General features: G+C 50.6%; 12 protein-coding genes and 1 pseudogene. 10 read left to right on the top strand and 3 right to left on the bottom strand.

The features are described 5' to 3' along the window. Positions 1 to 108: 108 nt before the first annotated feature. The 6 genes from HU750_RS10955 to HU750_RS27305 all read left to right on the top strand — a co-directional run bounded on the left by HU750_RS10955 (position 109) and on the right by HU750_RS27305 (position 6,003). Positions 109 to 1,101 carry a capsular biosynthesis protein gene (locus HU750_RS10955; RefSeq protein ID WP_085273737.1) on the top strand — a complete coding sequence of 331 codons (993 nt, stop codon included), beginning with the start codon at positions 109 to 111 and terminating at the stop codon, positions 1,099 to 1,101. Then, on the top strand, positions 1,094 to 2,623 hold the full coding sequence (locus HU750_RS10950; RefSeq protein ID WP_085273738.1) for a stealth family protein: 1,530 nt from the start codon (positions 1,094 to 1,096) through the stop codon (positions 2,621 to 2,623). Before HU750_RS10955 ends, HU750_RS10950 begins: the two co-directional genes overlap by 8 nt. A gap of 35 nt (positions 2,624 to 2,658) precedes the next feature. Further along, positions 2,659 to 3,432, top strand: coding sequence for an acyltransferase (locus tag HU750_RS10945; RefSeq protein ID WP_186679459.1), 774 nt, complete (start codon positions 2,659 to 2,661; stop codon positions 3,430 to 3,432). Positions 3,433 to 3,491: 59 nt separating this feature from the next. Continuing rightward, positions 3,492 to 3,911 (top strand): glycerol-3-phosphate cytidylyltransferase, encoded by a 420-nt coding sequence (tagD, locus tag HU750_RS10940; protein ID WP_085273740.1) that lies wholly within the window; start codon positions 3,492 to 3,494, stop codon positions 3,909 to 3,911. Between the two features lie 11 nt (positions 3,912 to 3,922). Further along, entirely contained in the window at positions 3,923 to 4,927 is a 1,005-nt protein-coding gene (locus HU750_RS10935; protein ID WP_186679446.1) for a CDP-glycerol glycerophosphotransferase family protein, read from the top strand. A gap of 272 nt (positions 4,928 to 5,199) precedes the next feature. Beyond that, positions 5,200 to 6,003 carry a CatB-related O-acetyltransferase gene (locus HU750_RS27305; protein WP_085273742.1) on the top strand — a complete coding sequence of 268 codons (804 nt, stop codon included), beginning with the start codon at positions 5,200 to 5,202 and terminating at the stop codon, positions 6,001 to 6,003. A gap of 91 nt (positions 6,004 to 6,094) precedes the next feature. On the opposite strand, the gene HU750_RS10925 is transcribed toward HU750_RS27305, so the two are convergent. After that, positions 6,095 to 10,834 (bottom strand): CDP-glycerol glycerophosphotransferase family protein, encoded by a 4,740-nt coding sequence (locus HU750_RS10925; protein WP_186679443.1) that lies wholly within the window; start codon positions 10,832 to 10,834, stop codon positions 6,095 to 6,097. A 276-nt stretch (positions 10,835 to 11,110) separates the two neighbouring features. Here HU750_RS10925 and HU750_RS10920 point away from each other — a divergent pair, with 276 nt between their 5' ends. Together HU750_RS10920 and galU are read left to right on the top strand one after the other, a co-directional pair. After that, positions 11,111 to 11,908, top strand: coding sequence for a S1/P1 nuclease (locus tag HU750_RS10920; protein ID WP_186679441.1), 798 nt, complete (start codon positions 11,111 to 11,113; stop codon positions 11,906 to 11,908). A gap of 59 nt (positions 11,909 to 11,967) precedes the next feature. Continuing rightward, the gene (galU, locus tag HU750_RS10915) at positions 11,968 to 12,807 is read left to right on the top strand and encodes a UTP--glucose-1-phosphate uridylyltransferase GalU (RefSeq protein ID WP_085273745.1); all 840 of its coding nucleotides are present in this window, start codon (positions 11,968 to 11,970) and stop codon (positions 12,805 to 12,807) included. A 62-nt stretch (positions 12,808 to 12,869) separates the two neighbouring features. Here the strand turns inward: galU and HU750_RS10910 are convergent, their stop codons facing one another. Further along, positions 12,870 to 13,847, bottom strand: coding sequence for an XcbB/CpsF family capsular polysaccharide biosynthesis protein (locus tag HU750_RS10910; protein ID WP_186679439.1), 978 nt, complete (start codon positions 13,845 to 13,847; stop codon positions 12,870 to 12,872). Positions 13,848 to 14,265: 418 nt separating this feature from the next. Further along, a complete protein-coding gene (locus HU750_RS10905; protein WP_085273747.1) occupies positions 14,266 to 15,201 on the bottom strand; it encodes a KpsF/GutQ family sugar-phosphate isomerase in 936 nt (311 codons plus the stop codon). A gap of 282 nt (positions 15,202 to 15,483) precedes the next feature. Here HU750_RS10905 and HU750_RS10900 point away from each other — a divergent pair, with 282 nt between their 5' ends. Further along, positions 15,484 to 16,524 carry a phosphotransferase gene (locus HU750_RS10900; RefSeq protein WP_085273748.1) on the top strand — a complete coding sequence of 347 codons (1,041 nt, stop codon included), beginning with the start codon at positions 15,484 to 15,486 and terminating at the stop codon, positions 16,522 to 16,524. 162 nt (positions 16,525 to 16,686) lie between these two features. Beyond that, positions 16,687 to 18,072 (top strand): annotated as a pseudogene (locus HU750_RS10895) (capsular polysaccharide export protein, LipB/KpsS family); the annotation flags it as partial. Positions 18,073 to 18,193 lie beyond the last annotated feature (121 nt).

Below are 18,193 nucleotides of genomic sequence, written 5' to 3'. Positions count from 1 at the left end.
GCAGCCGGGCATGATTACGCGCAGCGAGTCAGATGGACCACCTCATCGTCACCGACTCTTGAATACACCGGCATAACCGTCAGTCCTGAGTAAACAGCAACCTGAACGATGAATGACATCTCGATTATCGTACCTCTCGACTTATCACAACGTCCGCTGGATATTCTGCGAAAAGCAGTCCGGATGTCGGACGCTGCCGAGAGCGCGCGCATACCTCTGATTTTCTCGCTCAACGATCAGAACAGCCTCAATGACCGGCGCCTCAAAAAAAGCCTAGAGAACAACCGCTATACTACGCTGCTGGCCAAAAAGCACTATACAGGTTCAGTGAACCCATCTTTGCTCCGAAACAGAGCATTCGAAGTGGTGAACACGGAGCTGATTGCCTTACTGGACGTCGACATTTGGCCCGACTTTTCCCTCCTGGAAAAATACAGAGACCTTATAGCCGCCAAGCATTCCCCGTTCTATTTCCTCCCCTGCATGTATCTGACGGCCAAAGGGTCAAAAGACCTTTGCAAGGGGAAAACAACCCCAGCTTTACTGAAAGAAAAATACTTCTCGTTTTCTCGAAAAGAATTCCTGCACCTGGCGAATCCCTCGTCTGTCACTTTGATGAAAAGTGATGACTACGCTGCCATCGGCCAGTTCAACGAATCCTACAGCGGGCATGGTTACGAAGACTTCGACTTCATGATGCGTTTGGCGCAGCATTATGGATCATTGCAGCCCTGCAGAGAAATGATGTCTAACAAGAGTGCGCGCTCGCCATTGTTCACCTCGGGGTTCAGGCGCGCGCTAGGCCGCCTTTCTCTTGATGCTCTATTAAACAAAGATTTTGTTTTCCATCTTTATCATGAACGACCTAATGTAATCGCGCACAAAGAGAGACGGGAATCTAATTACTCAAGATTCGTGGAAACTCACAACAGGAACTGGGGCGACGACATTTCCAAAAGCCTATTGGAAGAATTTATCGAAGCCTGTCGCCTGTCTGATCGAAGCGTCGACGACTACTCAGCGCTCTTCGAGAACAAACCAGGCCACATAGACAGATTCGATACTTTCAAGCGACGTTTGAGATTTTTATTAAATGAATAAAAAGCCAGTGAAGTACAAAAAAATACGGAAATTTCTTCGTGACCCAAACATGTTTTTCTATGACATGTTTCGTAAACGTGTCTTCAAGGATGCTCCACCTGCAGCTATCACCAAGACCGAAGCAAAACCTCAGACGGTGACACGCAGTGTCGACCTTTTAGAGGTGAATCGCCTGGGGCTGCCGGAGTACATTCGCAAGTATCTCAATGCTGGAATAGGCGCCGAGGACGGCGTCAACCCTAACAGCTTGGTACTGTGGAGCGGGTATCTCAACGGCCTGATCAGCTTCATCGCCGGACTAAAAGAATCCACACCGACCAATGTAACAATCTACACCCTAGGCGGTGGATTCAATCTAGCCTCGCGTGCAGATGACCGCTTTGATGTGAAAGCAGTCTGTTCAGCGCTAGCGCAACGTCCAGATTTTGTCGTCGAACTGTGCAATATCCTTGGCGAGACCCATGTTCTGCACTTCTACCTCTACGACCTCGCCGCTACGGGTGAAGCCACCATGCGCTCGGGCCGGGCATGGCAGCGCCGCTTCCCAATAGATATGTTTGAAGAAATCTACGCCCCCAAAGCCAAGCGCGTGGATTATCAGACCATCGACGCAGTTTACACCTGGGTAAACCACACAGACGAAAACTGGCAAACCTTATGGACAGAGTCCTTCCCGGAAGAAGGCTTCGATCCAGACCGCTATACCAATAACGACGAGCTCCGCTATTCGCTACGCTCGCTGAATAAGTACGCACCTTGGTTGAACAAGATCTATGTTGTCTCTAACTGCCAGAAACCAGAATGGCTGCGCGATGACAAAAAGGTAGTATGGGTTGATCACAACGAGATCTTCCCAGATACCGATGTGCTTCCGAACTTCAACTCGCACGCCATCGAAGCCTGCCTGCATCGGATACCAGGACTTAGCGAAAACTTCATCTACCTAAACGATGATTTTGTCCTAGGCCAGCCGTGCCTGCCGACTGATTTCTTCGATGAGATCGGGCGCTCACTTGCCTACTTCGAACCTTACGGAATGGCCGGTGACGCAATCAACGAAGAGACACCAGACTATTTGGTCGCTGCTAGCAACTCACGCAAGTTGCTACGGACTGTTTTCCCGAGTTACGAAGCCAAAAACCTCCATCGGCATGTACCCTACTGCTTGAAAAAGTCGGTATTAGAAAAGATCGAAGGGCTATTCCCAGAAGTCTTCACCTTGACACGATCGGCCAAACGCCGTAGTCCGGATGATATCAACCTAACATCATTCCTCTATCACCACTTTGCCTACGCATCGGGCTTGGCGGTCAAGGCAGATGCTCCAGGTATCATCATTCGCCCCACCAATATCTCCCGAGTGGTCAACAAAGAGCGCTTCAAGTACAAGCTCATTTGCTTTAACGATGGCAATGGCAGCGCAGAAGACACCACCTATAAGAATCAGACTCAGATTTTCTTCGATCAGCGTCTATTCCAAAGCGCCCCGTGGGAGCGTCATAGCCCCTCACCTAGTGCGTAAGCTTGCCTAGACGACCAGGATCAAGGAAAAATCCAGTGATTGAGAAGCTATTTAAATCAATGTTTCCCGAAACCAGCATCGATACGATGCTGGACGTAGAGACACGCACACTCCCGATCAAGGAGTATGCCCTGAGCGAGTTGGCGTCCAAGCAGATACTGCCGGACTTCTTCGAGCCGAGCTGCAAGCTATTCACCACAGCCAAGATCTACAACGATATTCTCCAACGAAAGAAGAATGTCGAAATCAAGTTCTTGGGAAAGAAGAAAGTTGTCAACTGCACACTCGTCATCCTCAGTGACACCGCCCAGATCCGGGTGATGTTCCGTCAGAGCCACGCAAAGGTATTCATTGGGGCGAAATGCGAAGGAAAGTTTGACATTCGCCTTAACAACCTCAAGCCGACAATTTGCGTGGGCGATGCTGTTACCTCACGGGGTATGCACATCGCTGTGCATGGCACCGGTATCAGTATTGGCAAGCAATGCCTGATTGGTGAAGATGTCGTCATACAAGGCCATGATGCCCATGGCATCGTCGATATCGACACGCTTGAGCTGATCAACGCTGAAGACGCTCAGACCATCATTGAACCACGCGTCTGGCTTGGCAAGCGCGTCATCGTTCTGCCGGGCAATAGAATCTGCCAAGGTGCGATAATAGGCGCGGCATCCGTGGTCACGAAAGATGTACCCGCGTGCACACTCGCGGTCGGCATCCCGGCAAAAGTCATTAAGCACGGGGTAACGTGGTCGCGATCACGTTACAAAGTCGATGAGGAATGTAAAGACTTTATCAACAGTCTTTGAAGCACTTCGTCCATTAACCATTCGATAACATTTTATCGACTCATAATCAGGAAGATCACATGAGCACTCGTGCTAAAACCGTAATCACCTACGGCACCTTTGACTTGTTCCATGTCGGCCACGTTCGCTTGCTCGAGCGCGCACGCTCCCTGGGCGACCGCTTGATTGTGGCCGTCTCCGAGGACAGCTTCAACGAAGGCAAGGGCAAAAAATCGTACTCTAGTTACGCCGACAGAAGCCAACTCGTAGCAGCCTGCCGTCACGTAGACCTCGTCATCCCCGAACTCACTTGGGAGCAGAAGCGAGAAGACATCATCGCGCATAATGTTGACATTTTTGTGATGGGGGATGATTGGCAGGGTAAGTTCGACTTCCTTAACGACATTTGCGAAGTCGTATATCTGTCTCGCACTCCAGAGATCTCCAGCAGCTTGATCAAATCTCACCTGAAAAACCCAGCGACCCCTGCGGTCGCCTGAGGTCGGATGCGATGAGTGACCGCAAACAGGTTCATTACACCTACGTTGCCAGCGAAAATCTCCGCTTGCTGGAGCAGGAATTTGCTGCGGGCATCGACGCACAGCTGCCCGACTGGGAATCAACGCAAGCGCCCGTGGTCACACGGGCAGGCGCGGTGAACGTAACGTTTTTCATTTATCGACGTGCACACGTCATGATGTCTCATGGCCTTGCCGATAAGAATTACCTGACCCGACGCGACCCTCAACGGGGCTTTGAGATCAACAAGTATCGAACGGTCTGCGTGCCGGGTGATTGGCTCAAGCGTAAGTTGCTCACAACCCGTGGCGTGGAATTGTCGGCTAATCAGATTAAGGTCGTAGGTTGGCCACGAATCGATACGCTGCTGGCTGCCCAGCGTAAGTACTTGTCAGAACGAACGCTGGCGGAGAAGCTCGGAAAACTCTCCCCCTTCCGCAAGATTAAGGTCTTGTGGGCGCCGACGCATAACGCTGAAAGCAAAGCTGGCGTGATTTCCAGCTATCCGGGCATTCTTCACTACGAAGATAGATTGCGTACGCTCTTCGATTACGATGTCTCGCTCCATCCAAACCTACGAGAGTCCAAAAAACCGACTTTTGAAAAGCTCATCGAAGCGGATGTTGTTATCGCCGATCGTGGCACACTTGTTTATGAAGCGTGGGCGCTGGGTAAACCTGTAATCTTCCCGTCTTGGCTTATTGGTGAAGGCAACCTTTATGACGATCTCGGCTCGGCGGAAAGCCATATATTCCATGAGCGTCTAGGACTGCATGCCAACAGCTTTGATGAGATGGTGGACATGATCCGCCAGGTCACCTGCCCAGATGCACGCACTCTACAGTTTATGGAGTCCTACTTACCCCGGCGCACACTCGGCTCATCCTACAAGCTAATTGCGGAAGCGGTAGACGAGGTCTGGGAATCCGGCAATCTCAGGATCGCAAAAAAAGTTCTTGCACCGAGCCGCGGAACACCTCCCTTGGTCGCTGTTTAAAGTACTTAATGCCCCACCTGTGAACAGGTGGGGCATTAAGTTTGGGTTGCCCACTGGGTGACCATGCTGCACTCTTTAAGCACTTTGAATGTACTTATAGGCTTGGGACTTTGAGAACTCCCTGCGGAGGCTTCTCTAGCTCTAAGAAGAATAATTGACATAGTTATAAAGGCACTCGATCATCGGGCGACCTCTACGCTCGGCTACGCTGGCCGGGCCCCACACCGCGCCACGTTGCCACTTGCCGGCGCGCAGCATGAGTAGGAAGTAAAATGATAATAACTCAAGCCCTGGCACAAGAGTTTTGGAATAACCGCATTCTTTTCAAACTCAACTCTCCGAAACCGTCGCAGAAAAAGTACGGCTGGCTGACCCTTGACCAACCGATTCCTTCTTGGCGGGCAGTGACAATAGAGAGCCACTCAGCTCTTTACAAAGGCTCATACAGAGGCAGCATAGGAGGAGGCAAGTACTCCGGCCTGTGCTCCATCGGCTCACTCTCATACTCATATTCAGCCCTGGCTGAATCAATGAAGGTAGGGCGATACTGCTCAATCTCGACTGGCCTCGTCATACTTGACTCTCATCACCCCATGGACCTCGTGACTACTTCTATCATCACGTTTAGGCCTGGTAACGATCTCGTCCGCGACTTCACTAACGAAGAGCAGACAAAGCAGTACAACTGGCACAAATATGACAGAAAGGCCTATCCGCAAATTGGAAATGATGTGTGGATTGGTCGCGATGTAACATTGAGGATGGGTATTACCATCGGCGACGGGGCCGTGATAGCCGCTGGTGCACTGGTTACAAAGGACGTCCCCCCCTACGCGGTTGTGGGTGGTAATCCTGCAAAAGTTCTGAAGTATCGGTTCTCGGAGGAAATAATTGCCGAACTGCTCCGGCTGCAGTGGTGGAATTACGACCCCAGCAAGATATGCCAAATAGGCTTTAAAGATGCAGAGAGGTTTTGCACCGAGTTACAGCACTCAATTGACGCGGCAGAGATCGAAGTTTTCAAACCGAAGACATTCACACTGCAACCCAACCCAAACGCTGCGATCAAAAAGTGAAATAAGCCAGCATCAGAAGGGGCACTTAGAATAAGCTCGGTGCCCCTCCCCCCCCCAAAAAAACGCCGGGACAAAACCCGGCGTTTTTTCGTTACTGGGCAGCGAGTGCAAAGTCCCCATAAGCGACCGCGTTATATTCGCGAGCATCAAACGGTCGCGGAATAAACTCCCCTTTGATAACTTGTTTAACACCTTCAGCCAAGCCCTCAGGAGTCAACGGGGTGAGTATACCCAAACCGTTCTCCAATACACTGTCAGGGCCAGGAATATCAGTGGAGACACAGGGAACACCCAACGTCATCGCCTCAAGCAAAACTATACCCTGCCCCTCGTAATCTGAAGACAGCACGTGACACTGCGAAGCCTTCACGAACGGGAAAGGATTGCGCTGAACGCCAAGCAGTATCACTCGATCCTTCAGCTCAAGCTCTTTAATCAGATTTTCCAACTCCGCGTGAAGCGGGCCAGTACCAAGTATATAAAGAGCAACATCATGCCCTTCTTCCACGAGTAACTTGACCATCTCGATAAGTCTTACTTGGTTTTTTTCGGGCCACATGCGCGCCACGTTGACAATCTTGAATCTCGGATCAGATTTAAGCAAATGATAACCAGCGTCATCAGGCTCCAATTCTGCATCAGTGATAATTCGATTTACATCCAAGCCGTTTCTAACGAGATGGAACTGATCAACGATACCAGGATTTATACCCTTGAAACTCTCACGATTGGTTTGCATTGAGCTTTCAGACACATTAAGGAAAGCATCATAGTCTCTATAAAACTCAAAAACTTTTCGCAAATTGGGAAGACGCTTCTCTGACTCCTCCAACATATCATTATGGAGGTAAATCAAATGACGATTAGCTGGAATAGCCGCCATGAAACCCGCCCAGAATGGGTGATAGCCCTGGTGATCAACACTGATCTCAGCCTCTAGGCCCGCGACCACACGATAGACTTCTTGCTGCATCGCAGATTCGTACACATCGCGCATTGTTTGCGAATAGAAGATACCTTCAGCGTTGAACTTATCAGAGACCCATTGCTGCTCGAGACTCATGGAAGTCCGACCACTTCGGAAGATCACATTCGCCACTTCCTCGAGTTTGCGTATCGCGTCAAACCCAGCCTCCTCCTTACGCAACTCTACCGTATCGAGAAGGAGCACTACATCTTTGCCTTGTGCAGCAAGATTCTGCACTAATGAAATTGCAGAAGTCGCAACACCATTGATAGTACCAAGCGCAGATCGTACAACAATCGGCTTTTTATCGTTACGCGGAGACGCTACTCCCCTTTCTTGGAAGAAGAACTCGACCACTCGCTGAGTCGAACGACCATCTTCAACACCACAGAAGCGCTCATGGAACTCTCGATAGGTTGCATTGACATACAAGCCTGGATCATTCAACGCACTATGAATCAAGCCGCGGAGCTCATCTGTCGTCTGGCATTGTGGCCACGGCAAGTCACTGCGCTCGAAGTACAGGCCGCGCTCGGACTTATACTCATCCCAGTCAGGAATGAAGTGGAGGACAGGACGCTGAAGCGTCATGTAGTCAATAATGATCGACGAATAATCGGAAATCAGAACATCTGCGACTGGCAACAAGGCATTAGTATCAATCGATTGAGGCGCCAGCTTTACTGGCAACTTCATCTCAACCAGCTGCTTTTCGACCAAATGATGGCCTCGGAAAAGCAGAGTGTAATCATCCGAAATAATGCTCTTCAACTGCTCGATCAGCACCTCAGCTTCTAGCTCAGGCGTATTCCAGCTACCGCGATAGGTAGGCGCAAACAGGACAACTGGTTTGCGACTTGAAATACCCAAAGTCCGACGAACTTCGTACAGCTTTTCCTGGTCAATCTTGTAAAGCTGGTCATTTCGTGGATAACCGCTAATCAACTGAGCGCCGCTCACAATCCGATCAATGCTATGACCTTCAATCTGAGTTAGGCGAGTGTGCTCATTAGGGAAAATCAAATGAGTCGCGTGCAGGAAGTTACGCGCCGTATTGGCACGCGTGTACGGTGGCGTATTCATTGCGCGGCCAAGCGTCTTCAGCGGAGTTCCATGCCAGGTATTCAGGTACTGCTGACCTGGCTTCCGGACAAAGTACTCTGCAAAGGTACCGTTACAAATCAGATACTTACACGAAGCAATCAAACGAAGGTAGAGTGCACTGCCCCGCTTGACAAAGAATACATTCTTTAAATTTCTAAATCTTTGCTCAACTTTAGTAAGATCGTTAATCACCCAGAAATGCTTATGATTGGCATATTCCTCACTAGCGAGAACATGCTCAAAAATTGCAAGCGGGTTACACGCCATTGATGACCCATTATGCACCTCATAGAGGATGCAATCATCCATTACGGGCAGTAGCTCGATATACTCTTTATACGTAGCATGGAAGTTGAGCGTGCTGTCGGTGAGGAACTTGTCTTCATAAGCACTGGTCGGACGCTGGATAATTTTGTACGAACGGAACGCTTCACAAGCTTTCTCAATCGCACCAGAGAGAGCCAACAATCTTCCGAGCTCATAATACAGACCAGCTTCATGCTGATTCGTACGCCAGATAGCCTGCTGGATCGCTTCAGCCGCGGCTGCCAGTTGCCCGACGACTACAAGGGCCTTGCTGTAGGAGATCCAAGTGGCCGGCTGGGTGCAATCTCTCTCCAAACGGCTTTCAATAAACTGAACTTCGGCGAGCTTCGTGTTTAACGAACCCGAAAGAGAGACAAGCTTCTGAACTTGTTCTTCTTGGGCGAAACGCACTGCATTTGCCAAGCTATCTCTTGCCGCACCGGCCATCCCAAGCTGTAGATTAGCCTCATAAAACTCATACCAAACACTACTCTTCTCCGCGTTGTCGGCCAACTCGGCTTTGATGGTATCGATACGATTTGACATTAGCGATGCTTCATATCGCTTTCTGTCAAAGTCTTGGTGAGCCCCGCTACCCTGCATCGACATAAACAGATTACAGGCCTCGTCTAACCTACCCAACTCCATGAGCAGAATACCAGCCCGATAACGCCACTCGGCAATATTTTTTCCGCCGAGCGTAATCGCGTACTTATACGAAGAAAGGGCTGCCTCGAACTTATTCTGACGCTCCAGAGTAAAGCCAAGTCGGAAATGCGATTCAGCCGATTTCATCCGCAATCCAACGGCATTCCGGAACGATACTTCAGCGTCAGCCCATAGATAGCATCGTTCCTGGGCACGACCAAGGCGGAAATGCAGATCGAAGTCAAATTTCACCAAGTTCAATTGCTCGGTAAACGAAGCATTTGCTCTGGACCAACGACCGGCGGCGGCATGAAACACGCCTATACCAAACTTACCTGCATTGTGCTTTTTGTCCAGCTCACAGGCTTTTTGATAGGCATTGATAGCAGCAGGCAAGTCAGCCGGCCCCTCATGACATGGTGTTTCATAGCAGTAGCCAAGGCGGTAGTACCACTCCGCAGGCACTGTCTTACTCAGCAAAATAGCATTCTCATAGGCGTTCGCAGCGGAGCGGAAATGCCCCATTTTTTTCTCAGCAACACCCAGTCGATGATAAATGTCTGCGCTATTGCGCACTACGCGAACAACAGCTTGCAGTGTCGCAACTACTTGCCACCACTTGTGCTGCCCTTGGTAAGCAATTGCCAATTTATTATTGAGGCTGGCATCCTCAGGATAAACCGAAACCAAGCTCATGAGCGCAGACTCGGCCTGTGCCCACTGATGCTCTTTCAAATATCGCTCAATATCCGCAAGCGTTTTCTCTTCACGCTCTTCCCACTGCGGATCACTTAGGTATTCCAGATGAGCACAAATCTTACTGGCGCTATTTGACTCTTCAAAATTGCTCAAATACTCGCGGCAAAAATCTTTGACCTCGGCGCTCACTTCAAGCTTGCTGCCAGCAACTATCAGTTCGAGCAACGCATCAAAACTCTCAGGATGGTAGCCCAGTTTTCGCCGATAGATTTCCGCCTCTGCAGAGTTTGGCGCCTTTTCCAAGATGGCATCCCCGAGGATCCACCGTGGAAAAATCACCGGTTTACCTAGGGCCCACGCCTCATATGCGACGGAGGTGTAGTCAGTTATAACAATATCAGCGTCTATCAGCTCACGCGTTACTGGCCGTTTATTGATCTTATTTCGCTGGTCCTCGGAAACGGTTAGCTCGCAGTGGTGCCCAAGCTCCTCTAGGTATTCCTGGAGACCCGAGCTAGAGCTCATAGGGTTTCCGGCCGCGTCAAACCAGTTACTATGAATCGGGGCAAAAAGAACACGGGGAGTCGTTCTCTCACCCGTCTCGCCGGCTTGCTCAGCCAGCGATCTTAGATAGTCAATCCTAGGAGCCCCCACAACCAAAACATCTGTGGCTTTTAAGCCGAGCCTTTTGTCGCCCAGCAGACTGCGCGCCATCCACTGCCCTGGAACAAGAATTTTCTTAAAGTTGCTAAGGGCTGACTTACCATCAGCTTGGATTTGATTGAGGTGCTGTCGGTCCGCCAGATCGAACATCAGGAAAACGTCAGCAGGAATGCCTGCAAACAACGAAACGGTCAGGCACGCGCCATCCTCAGCCTGCAAACCGTCTGGCAAGGCCTCTTGTAGAGCCCCTTCTAGAGCTTCTGGTAGAGCCTCGAACCATTCGACCTGACGGCCGCCTGTCGACTTGATTTGGGAAAAAATTTGCGTACGGAGAAGCTTCAGATTATCCGAATCATGCCCCAGCAGTTGAACCTTTCTCTTCCCGCTCACACGAAGAACTTCAGACAGCCGCAACGAATCGTCGACACTCACAACTTCAGTCATCCCAAACCCTTTTAAAATGCTTAAATCCATGAATCCAATATCAGAAGAATCTAATTATCGCCTGCTATCCATTTCTACTAAACGCTCCAACCCGATGAAGCGGCGAAAACTAAAAGCCCTGAAATTTTCAAAACGTGATGTCCTTCTCATTCGGACTTGCTTCATCTTCGATGAATGATACCCTAGCCACGCAATGAATTAAACAGGAAAGGATAATGTGCGTCAATTTAATGGCGCCTGCTTATTGACTTTCCTGGGCAGCCCAAAGGAGGCCAAATGCTCAATCGATTTAAAATAGCCCTTATCGCACTCCTCTCCATGGCCTATTGCCAGCATTCGTTCGGGTGGGGTGTCGAAGGACACAAAGTCGTGGCTCTAATCGCCGAGCAACAACTCACCCCGGAAGCCAGGACCGGCATTGATATCATCATGCATCGAGATGCCAATGGCAAAATATCCGACATTGCATCATGGGCCGACAAAATTCGCGGTAAAGAGCCTGGCCCTCAGATCAGCCACGTTGTTAAAATCCCATTCAAAGCTACAAGTTACTCGGCTAAACGCGACTGTTCTGGGAAGTACAAATGTGTTGTCTATGGCATCCTGAAAGCCGAGAGCGAATTAAAGGATGGCAGACGCGAAGACTCCGACCCCATAGAGCAACAGCGCGCTCTGAAGTTTCTCGTCCACTACATTGGAGACGTTCACCAACCTTTGCATGGGATACAAGAAACCGGCGCGATGCGCACCCAGCCCAGCCGACAGAAATGGGAACTCCACAAAGTTTGGGATACCATCATCATACGAAGCTCTAAGCAGAGCCCCGAGTCCATAGCTAAACGACTACTTGCCAAACACAAAACCGTGCAACAAGGCACCCCAGAACAATGGGCAATGGAGAGCCATGACATTGCCAAACGCATAATATATGGAGATAACTATGCTTTAGCTAAATCTAGACGCCCCATTTCCTTGGATAAGGATTACTACAAGGAAAATATGGAAATCGTTGACGAGCGACTATTGGCCGCTGGCCTGCGGCTCGGCAACGTACTGAATGATATTTTCAAATGATTCACTCTACCGAAAACTCTAGTCATTGAGATTTCGCGCCACTCAATTTAAGGTTACTCATGATCAAGAAATGCTTATTTCCGGCCGCTGGTTATGGCACTCGTTTTTTGCCAGCCACCAAAGCAATGCCTAAGGAAATGCTGCCGGTTGTAAACAAACCTCTCATCCAGTACGGCGTAGAAGAAGCACTGGACGCTGGCTTAAGCGAAATTTCCATTGTCACTGGCCGCGGCAAGCGTGCCCTTGAGGACCATTTCGACATCAGCTATGAGCTGGAAAATCAAATCAAGGGTACCGATAAGGAAAAATACCTGGTAGGTATCCGTCGGCTGCTTTCGGAGTGCAGCTTCTCGTACACTCGCCAGACTGAGATGAAGGGCTTAGGCCATGCAATCTTGACAGGCCGCCCACTGATCGGTGATGAGCCATTCGCCGTCGTGCTGGCAGATGACCTGTGCGTCAACCCTGAAGGTGATGGTGTTTTAACGCAAATGGTTAAACTGTACAAACAGTTCCGCTGCTCAATCGTTGCGATTCAGGAAGTCGACCCGCAAGAGACCCATAAATACGGAGTTATTGCTGGCGACATGATCCGTGACGATATCTTCCGCGTCACCAATATGGTCGAAAAACCGAAACCGGAGGACGCACCGTCCAACCTAGCGATTATCGGACGCTACATACTCACCCCAGACATCTTCGACATCATCGCAGATACTGAACCTGGAAAAGGTGGCGAAATTCAGATTACTGACGCCCTGATGAAACAGGCACGAAACGGTTGCGTAATCGCTTACAAGTTCAAGGGCAAACGCTTCGACTGCGGGGGCGCAGAGGGGTACATTGACGCAACAAACTTCTGCTTCGAGAACTACTACAAAGCAGGCAAGGCCTACTAAATAGAACAGGGGCCATCACCGATGGCCCCACTCCATACAATGAACGCAGTCGCCAATAGGCGTCAAACAACCTCGATATTATAAGTGTCTGGCTTAAGGTGATACATGGACATATTGATTAGCATTACAGCAATATTCACAGTCTGCACGCCCACATCAGGATGGTCATTAATCAAAGGGTTCAACGAATTTAAATAATTGAACTGCCTTCCCAGCTTCGACTCACGAACAATACTACCAATGTAACTGTACTGCGGCGAACGAGCTGAATAGACAATCGAAATCTTCTGCTTCAACAGCCTGTCCGACTCAAGAATCCTTGAGAACGTTTGTTGTTTAGTTTCTGGAAAAGTGCCCTGCGTAAAATGTGAGTCCGCAAAAACTCTCTCATAATACTCATCTGAGACTATTGGATCTACAACAACCGCATTAAACCCACCTGTGACGCCATGATACAGCGCAGCGGTTCCGCCCTTGGACGCTCCGTACAACGTCACGTTTTCCGCAGAGACCCTCAGATCATCACTCACCTTGTGAATCAAGGCCGTCACACGATCACCGAACGTCCGATCCGAATTATTATTCAGATAGAAGCTTCCCACCACAGATCCAATATCAGCAATTCGCAGAACAGCGGCATCGGCTGGAATGTACTTAGCAATAGATTTAAAATTAAAGGTAAACATCCTCATCAGGCTAGACATAAATATGTCCTCACCAATGGAGGAAAAAACAACCAAAAGTTTAGAAACCGCTGGATTTGCCGGAAGATCGACCTGATAAACCAGACCGTCTGAGGTTAGAAAGTCACCTTCCTTTACTCGATGCCAGAAATTTGCGATTTCGCTATTCCTAACAAATTTTGAAACATGCTCTTCCGATTTATAAAGACTAAAACCCGCATTGGCAAGTGCAACTACCAACTCTTTAGCGCCAGGGTCTTTTCGACTTACATGTAGTAAATTATCACAGGAAGGATAGGCCGAATGATCAACCATAAAGTAGTTGTATGCACCAATATCCGACAATGCATCACTCACATTACAGCCTAGTACAACTTTTTTCGATTTCACCGCCATACCAAACCCAAATCTCGAAGCCCGCAAAGCTACGAGTATCAGGGCGTGCCTAGCTCAAGTCAAGGGCACCCCTCGACTGGACATTAAAAGTCCTCACAGTCATCCAAATGCAATAACCACCCAAGGCTGGAGCACAGAAAAATCATTGCGATCGCGAATAAGGCAACTAGAAACATTATCCTGACCCTCCGAATATCGACACTCTAAGATCTATAGTCATCACTGAGCTGAATTGATCATAGAGCACCGAATATTTCAGTTTATGTATCAGGCAAGCACTGCTTCCAAAAAATCAGGGTCAACCGCAATACTACAGCTCACAACCATAGACGAAAGGCGCGCTCGAACACGCTGAAACACGCCCTTTGATGCCTCGGGATCAGTCAAAAATCTCCACAATCCCGCTCACTTCGCCCGTCAAAGCATCTCTCACCGCCAACGCGCGGATCTTGTTTTCATGCATGTATCCTTCAGCCTCAGATATCAACGCATCAGAAGCAATCTCGTGTGGCGTAGCCGTCATGAACGCCGAAACCTTCTCCCCTACCACCCCCGGGTTATCTAGCAAAGCGCGGCGCAGGTCTCCGTCAGTGACGATCCCTACCAGACGCCCTTCGTCACTCACCAACGTGAGGCCAAGGCGGCCCTGCGTCATCATCAGCAGACAGTCATGGAAGCTGGTGGACGGACTGACGAAGGGCGCCGGGCTGTGCATAACATCTGACACACGAGTCAAGAGCTTTCTGCCCAAGCTACCGCCAGGGTGATAACGAGCAAAGTCCATCGGTTTGAACTGGATGGCCTCGATCAACGCAACTGCCAATGCATCCCCCATGGCCATGGTGGCGATGGTGGAAGTGGTGGGTGCAAGGTTGTTCGGACATACTTCTCGCTCGACAGAGATATCCAGCCAGATGTCAGCATGCCGAGCTAGTGTTGACTGCCCATTGCCAGTCATTGCAATAAATTTGTTACCAAAAGACTTCAGGCTAGGAATCAGCTTAATTAATTCTTCGGTCTCGCCGCTGTAGCTAATCAGGATAAGCACATCGACTGGCTTGAGCATTCCCAAATCGCCATGGAAGGCCTCAGCCGGATGAAGGAAGAAACTGGGCGTCCCGGTAGACGCGAAGGTGGCCACCATCTTCTGACCGATAAGCCCGGACTTGCCCATACCGCAGACGACCGTACGCCCTTTACAGGCAAGAATGAGGTCGACAGCACTCTGAAACTCCCCGTCGATTCGGTCAGCCAGCTGACTGACAGCCTGGGCTTGAGCGATGAGGGCTTCTTTGGCAATGGTGAGATGATTCATGTCCGTCCCTGAATGCTGCAGGTTTGCAAGGGCACGAATATTAAGGGGTTTGCAACATTAAGCAAAGATAAGCTCTCCTGAACGATCCGGAATCAGACTACCGGGCTTCAGGCTTCATCCTACGCCCTATTCGCCCAAAAATCAGGCATTCAGACTAGCCTTGTGCCATCAAGCAATTGACCGCGCTGCGAAACTTTTCGTTGTGCGTGGTTCTCTTATGACGCAGCATACCGCCCCCTTAAAAATACAGGTCGGACCCCCGGCTATACCTGACTACAGCTAATGACTGCCCCTACCCAGCCCTCTGCCCAACATAAGACCTTCTTCCGCTGGCAGCGAGCTTCACTCGAGCACCATATCCACACCTTGATGCCTCAGTGGGGCGGGCTCCCCCTGACAATTCACAGCCGCGACCTGGAGTCGAATGCCTCATTCGTCAACTATGTTCGGTTCCATCGCCTGATTGACCCCATCACCGGCAAACCGATGGATGTAGTGGAGAAATCGATACGCAAGGTGGCATTCATTGGCAGTCAGGAAGCACGATTCCACCGCGCTGAGGGGATGCTCCAAGGCAGCGTCTATTTCCGCTATCCGCCCTGCCTAGGCGTGATCGAGACACCATGGGAAAGCCTGATCTTCACTCGCTACATTCGAGGGCGCCCTCCCCGTATGCAATCCATCGGCCGCCATTTGGGGCGAGGCATCGCCGAGCAAGAGGAACGAAGTAGCGCCTACATCGAGGCAATGCCACGAAATCAGACCCTGCTCTTATGGAGCATGGACTTTTTCCGTCCTTGGTTCCTATTGCGCCCACGTTTCAACTTCACACGCTGCCTGCCTGAGCTAGAGCGTTTGGCTCGCGAAGACTCCCGATTTACTGGGCTGGCGCAGCGTCTCAGAGCATTTGCCCCCGTAATTCGCACGCTGGCATCTCAGGCAAGGCGCAGCCCCCGATGCATAAGCCACATGGACTATTTGCGCAAAAACCTGTTCATACGCAAGCGTCGCCTTTATCTCATCGATTGGAGTGAGGCCAAAATTGGAAGGATCGGGTTCGACGGCGGCGCCTATCTGGGTAGCCTCTTCCGACGTAAGGAGATGTCAGAGTTCCTTTTAGCTCAAGCCCAATTCGAAAAAGCCTACCGCGAAGCGCTGGCTCCCCACTTCGACCAGGAAGACGCATTACGCAACCAGCGCTATGTCTTCTTGCAGACTGCGCTTTACCACTGCCTGCGCCCAGAAACCATCAAGGAATACCAAGAGCAGAATCGCATGCCGCTGCTGCTAGAAAAATACGAGTACCTGCTGACTCTGCTGTGAACAGATATCATTTTGATGTCATCCGTGGGGAACTGTAGGAATCTTCGGATTTCATCGGAAATTTTCGACTTGGGTCATCCTATGAACGTGAATTTGTATTAAGATTCGCGACCTCAAAATTCACTGGACCCTAAGGGCTTTTAGCCCTCAGCTGTCCGACGCATGGAACGCCGCTCCACGTTTATGGATGATGCTCTGCCTCGCCCACGCCTGCTGATCCTCTCAAAGGGAGCTCAGCAGATCACTACTTTGCCCTCGTTGCTGCCTGATTTTTCGCTGCAGAGCGGTGTCGTGGGTGATGTCGTGAAAACGGACTGGGTAATGGCATGGGGCCGTAAACCTAGTGCACTTCAGGCCATTGCTGAGGCTAAGAAAGCGGGCAAACCTGTCTTGACTCTGGAGGATGGCTTCCTTCGCTCGGTCGGTTTGGGTGCGGACGACCCACCACTCTCATTGATCGTCGATGACGTCGGTGTTTATTACGATTCCGGGCACCCTTCTCGCCTGGAGCAACTCATCGTCAAGCCACTCTCGCCCGAAGAACATGCGCGTGCACTTTCGCTTCAGGCACTATGGCAGCGAAATCGGGTATCAAAATACAACGACGCCAGAATCGAGACACCGACACTTCCCAACGACTGTGTACTGGTCGCCGACCAAACCCGGGGCGATGCCTCACTTCAAGGTGCTGGGCCCGCCGACTTCAAGGCGATGCTCGATGCGGCGTTAGCCCGCTACCCCCAACACACCATCTTGCTCAAAGTGCATCCCGACGTCGTCGCACGCCGAAAAACAGGACACTTTGACTTGACCGAAGTGGCCAAGCACCCGCGGGTCCGGATCCTTGCTCAGAACATTCATCCCGCTGAGTTGATGCCGCGCGTACGAGCAGTTTACGTAATGACCTCGCAACTGGGCTTCGACGCCCTGCTCTGGAACGTGCAGGTACACACGTGGGGCATGCCCTTCTATGCCGGCTGGGGGCTGACAGATGATCGCCTCCCTGCCCCTCATCGACGCACACCCGTGTGCCTGGCACAGTTGATCCATGCCAGTTTGGTGCGCTATCCGCGATATGTCTGTCCGGAGCGCGGCGACTCTTGCACGCCAGAAGCACTCATTAACTGGCTAGGCCTACAGCGACATCACCGCAGCTTAATGCCCCCACAAGTACAAATCTGTGGTTTCAGTCGCTGGAAAATGCCACTGGCTAAACTGTTTTTCGACGGCAGCGCGATTCGCTTCATCAAACCAAAGAAGCCTCTTTCGCCGTCGCTACCCGTCGTCTCTTGGGGCTGTAAACACGACGCCGAACTCCATGCCCACCCACAACAGGTTAACCGTGTTGAAGACGGTTTTCTGCGCTCTGTCGGCTTGGGCGCAGGTAAAGCACGACCATTGTCATGGGTGGTTGATGACCTGGGTATCTACTACGACGCTACTCGCCCCTCTCGCTTGGAGCAGATTCTCGCCAGCGGCAGCTTTGATCACGCCCTCCTGAGTCGCGCCGCAGACTTGCGCATGGCCATCTGTAGTGCTGGCCTGACCAAATACAATCTGAATCGCCCCTGGTTTACTAGACACTCTCCAAGCTCAGAAAATAGCGTTTCTCATACTCTACTGGCGACAGCTGCATAGCACTGCTGTGTCGACGCTTGGGGTTATAGAA

Origin of the sequence: Pseudomonas sp. SWRI50 (assembly GCF_014269095.1) — a bacterium.
GTDB lineage: Bacteria > Pseudomonadota > Gammaproteobacteria > Pseudomonadales > Pseudomonadaceae > Aquipseudomonas > Aquipseudomonas kermanshahensis.
This window is presented reverse-complemented; position numbering and strand designations above follow the sequence as displayed.

Excerpts from the sequence above, each read along its gene's own strand:
- HU750_RS10955 (WP_085273737.1), top strand. The coding sequence starts at position 109 with ATGAATGACATCTCGATTATCGTACCTCTCGACTTATCACAACGTCCG.
- HU750_RS10950 (WP_085273738.1), top strand. The coding sequence starts at position 1,094 with ATGAATAAAAAGCCAGTGAAGTACAAAAAAATACGGAAATTTCTTCGT.
- tagD (WP_085273740.1), top strand. The coding sequence starts at position 3,492 with ATGAGCACTCGTGCTAAAACCGTAATCACCTACGGCACCTTTGACTTG.
- HU750_RS10935 (WP_186679446.1), top strand. The coding sequence starts at position 3,923 with ATGAGTGACCGCAAACAGGTTCATTACACCTACGTTGCCAGCGAAAAT.
- HU750_RS27305 (WP_085273742.1), top strand. The coding sequence starts at position 5,200 with ATGATAATAACTCAAGCCCTGGCACAAGAGTTTTGGAATAACCGCATT.
- HU750_RS10925 (WP_186679443.1), bottom strand. The coding sequence starts at position 10,834 with ATGACTGAAGTTGTGAGTGTCGACGATTCGTTGCGGCTGTCTGAAGTT.
- HU750_RS10920 (WP_186679441.1), top strand. The coding sequence starts at position 11,111 with ATGCTCAATCGATTTAAAATAGCCCTTATCGCACTCCTCTCCATGGCC.
- galU (WP_085273745.1), top strand. The coding sequence starts at position 11,968 with ATGATCAAGAAATGCTTATTTCCGGCCGCTGGTTATGGCACTCGTTTT.
- HU750_RS10905 (WP_085273747.1), bottom strand. The coding sequence starts at position 15,201 with ATGAATCATCTCACCATTGCCAAAGAAGCCCTCATCGCTCAAGCCCAG.
- HU750_RS10900 (WP_085273748.1), top strand. The coding sequence starts at position 15,484 with ATGACTGCCCCTACCCAGCCCTCTGCCCAACATAAGACCTTCTTCCGC.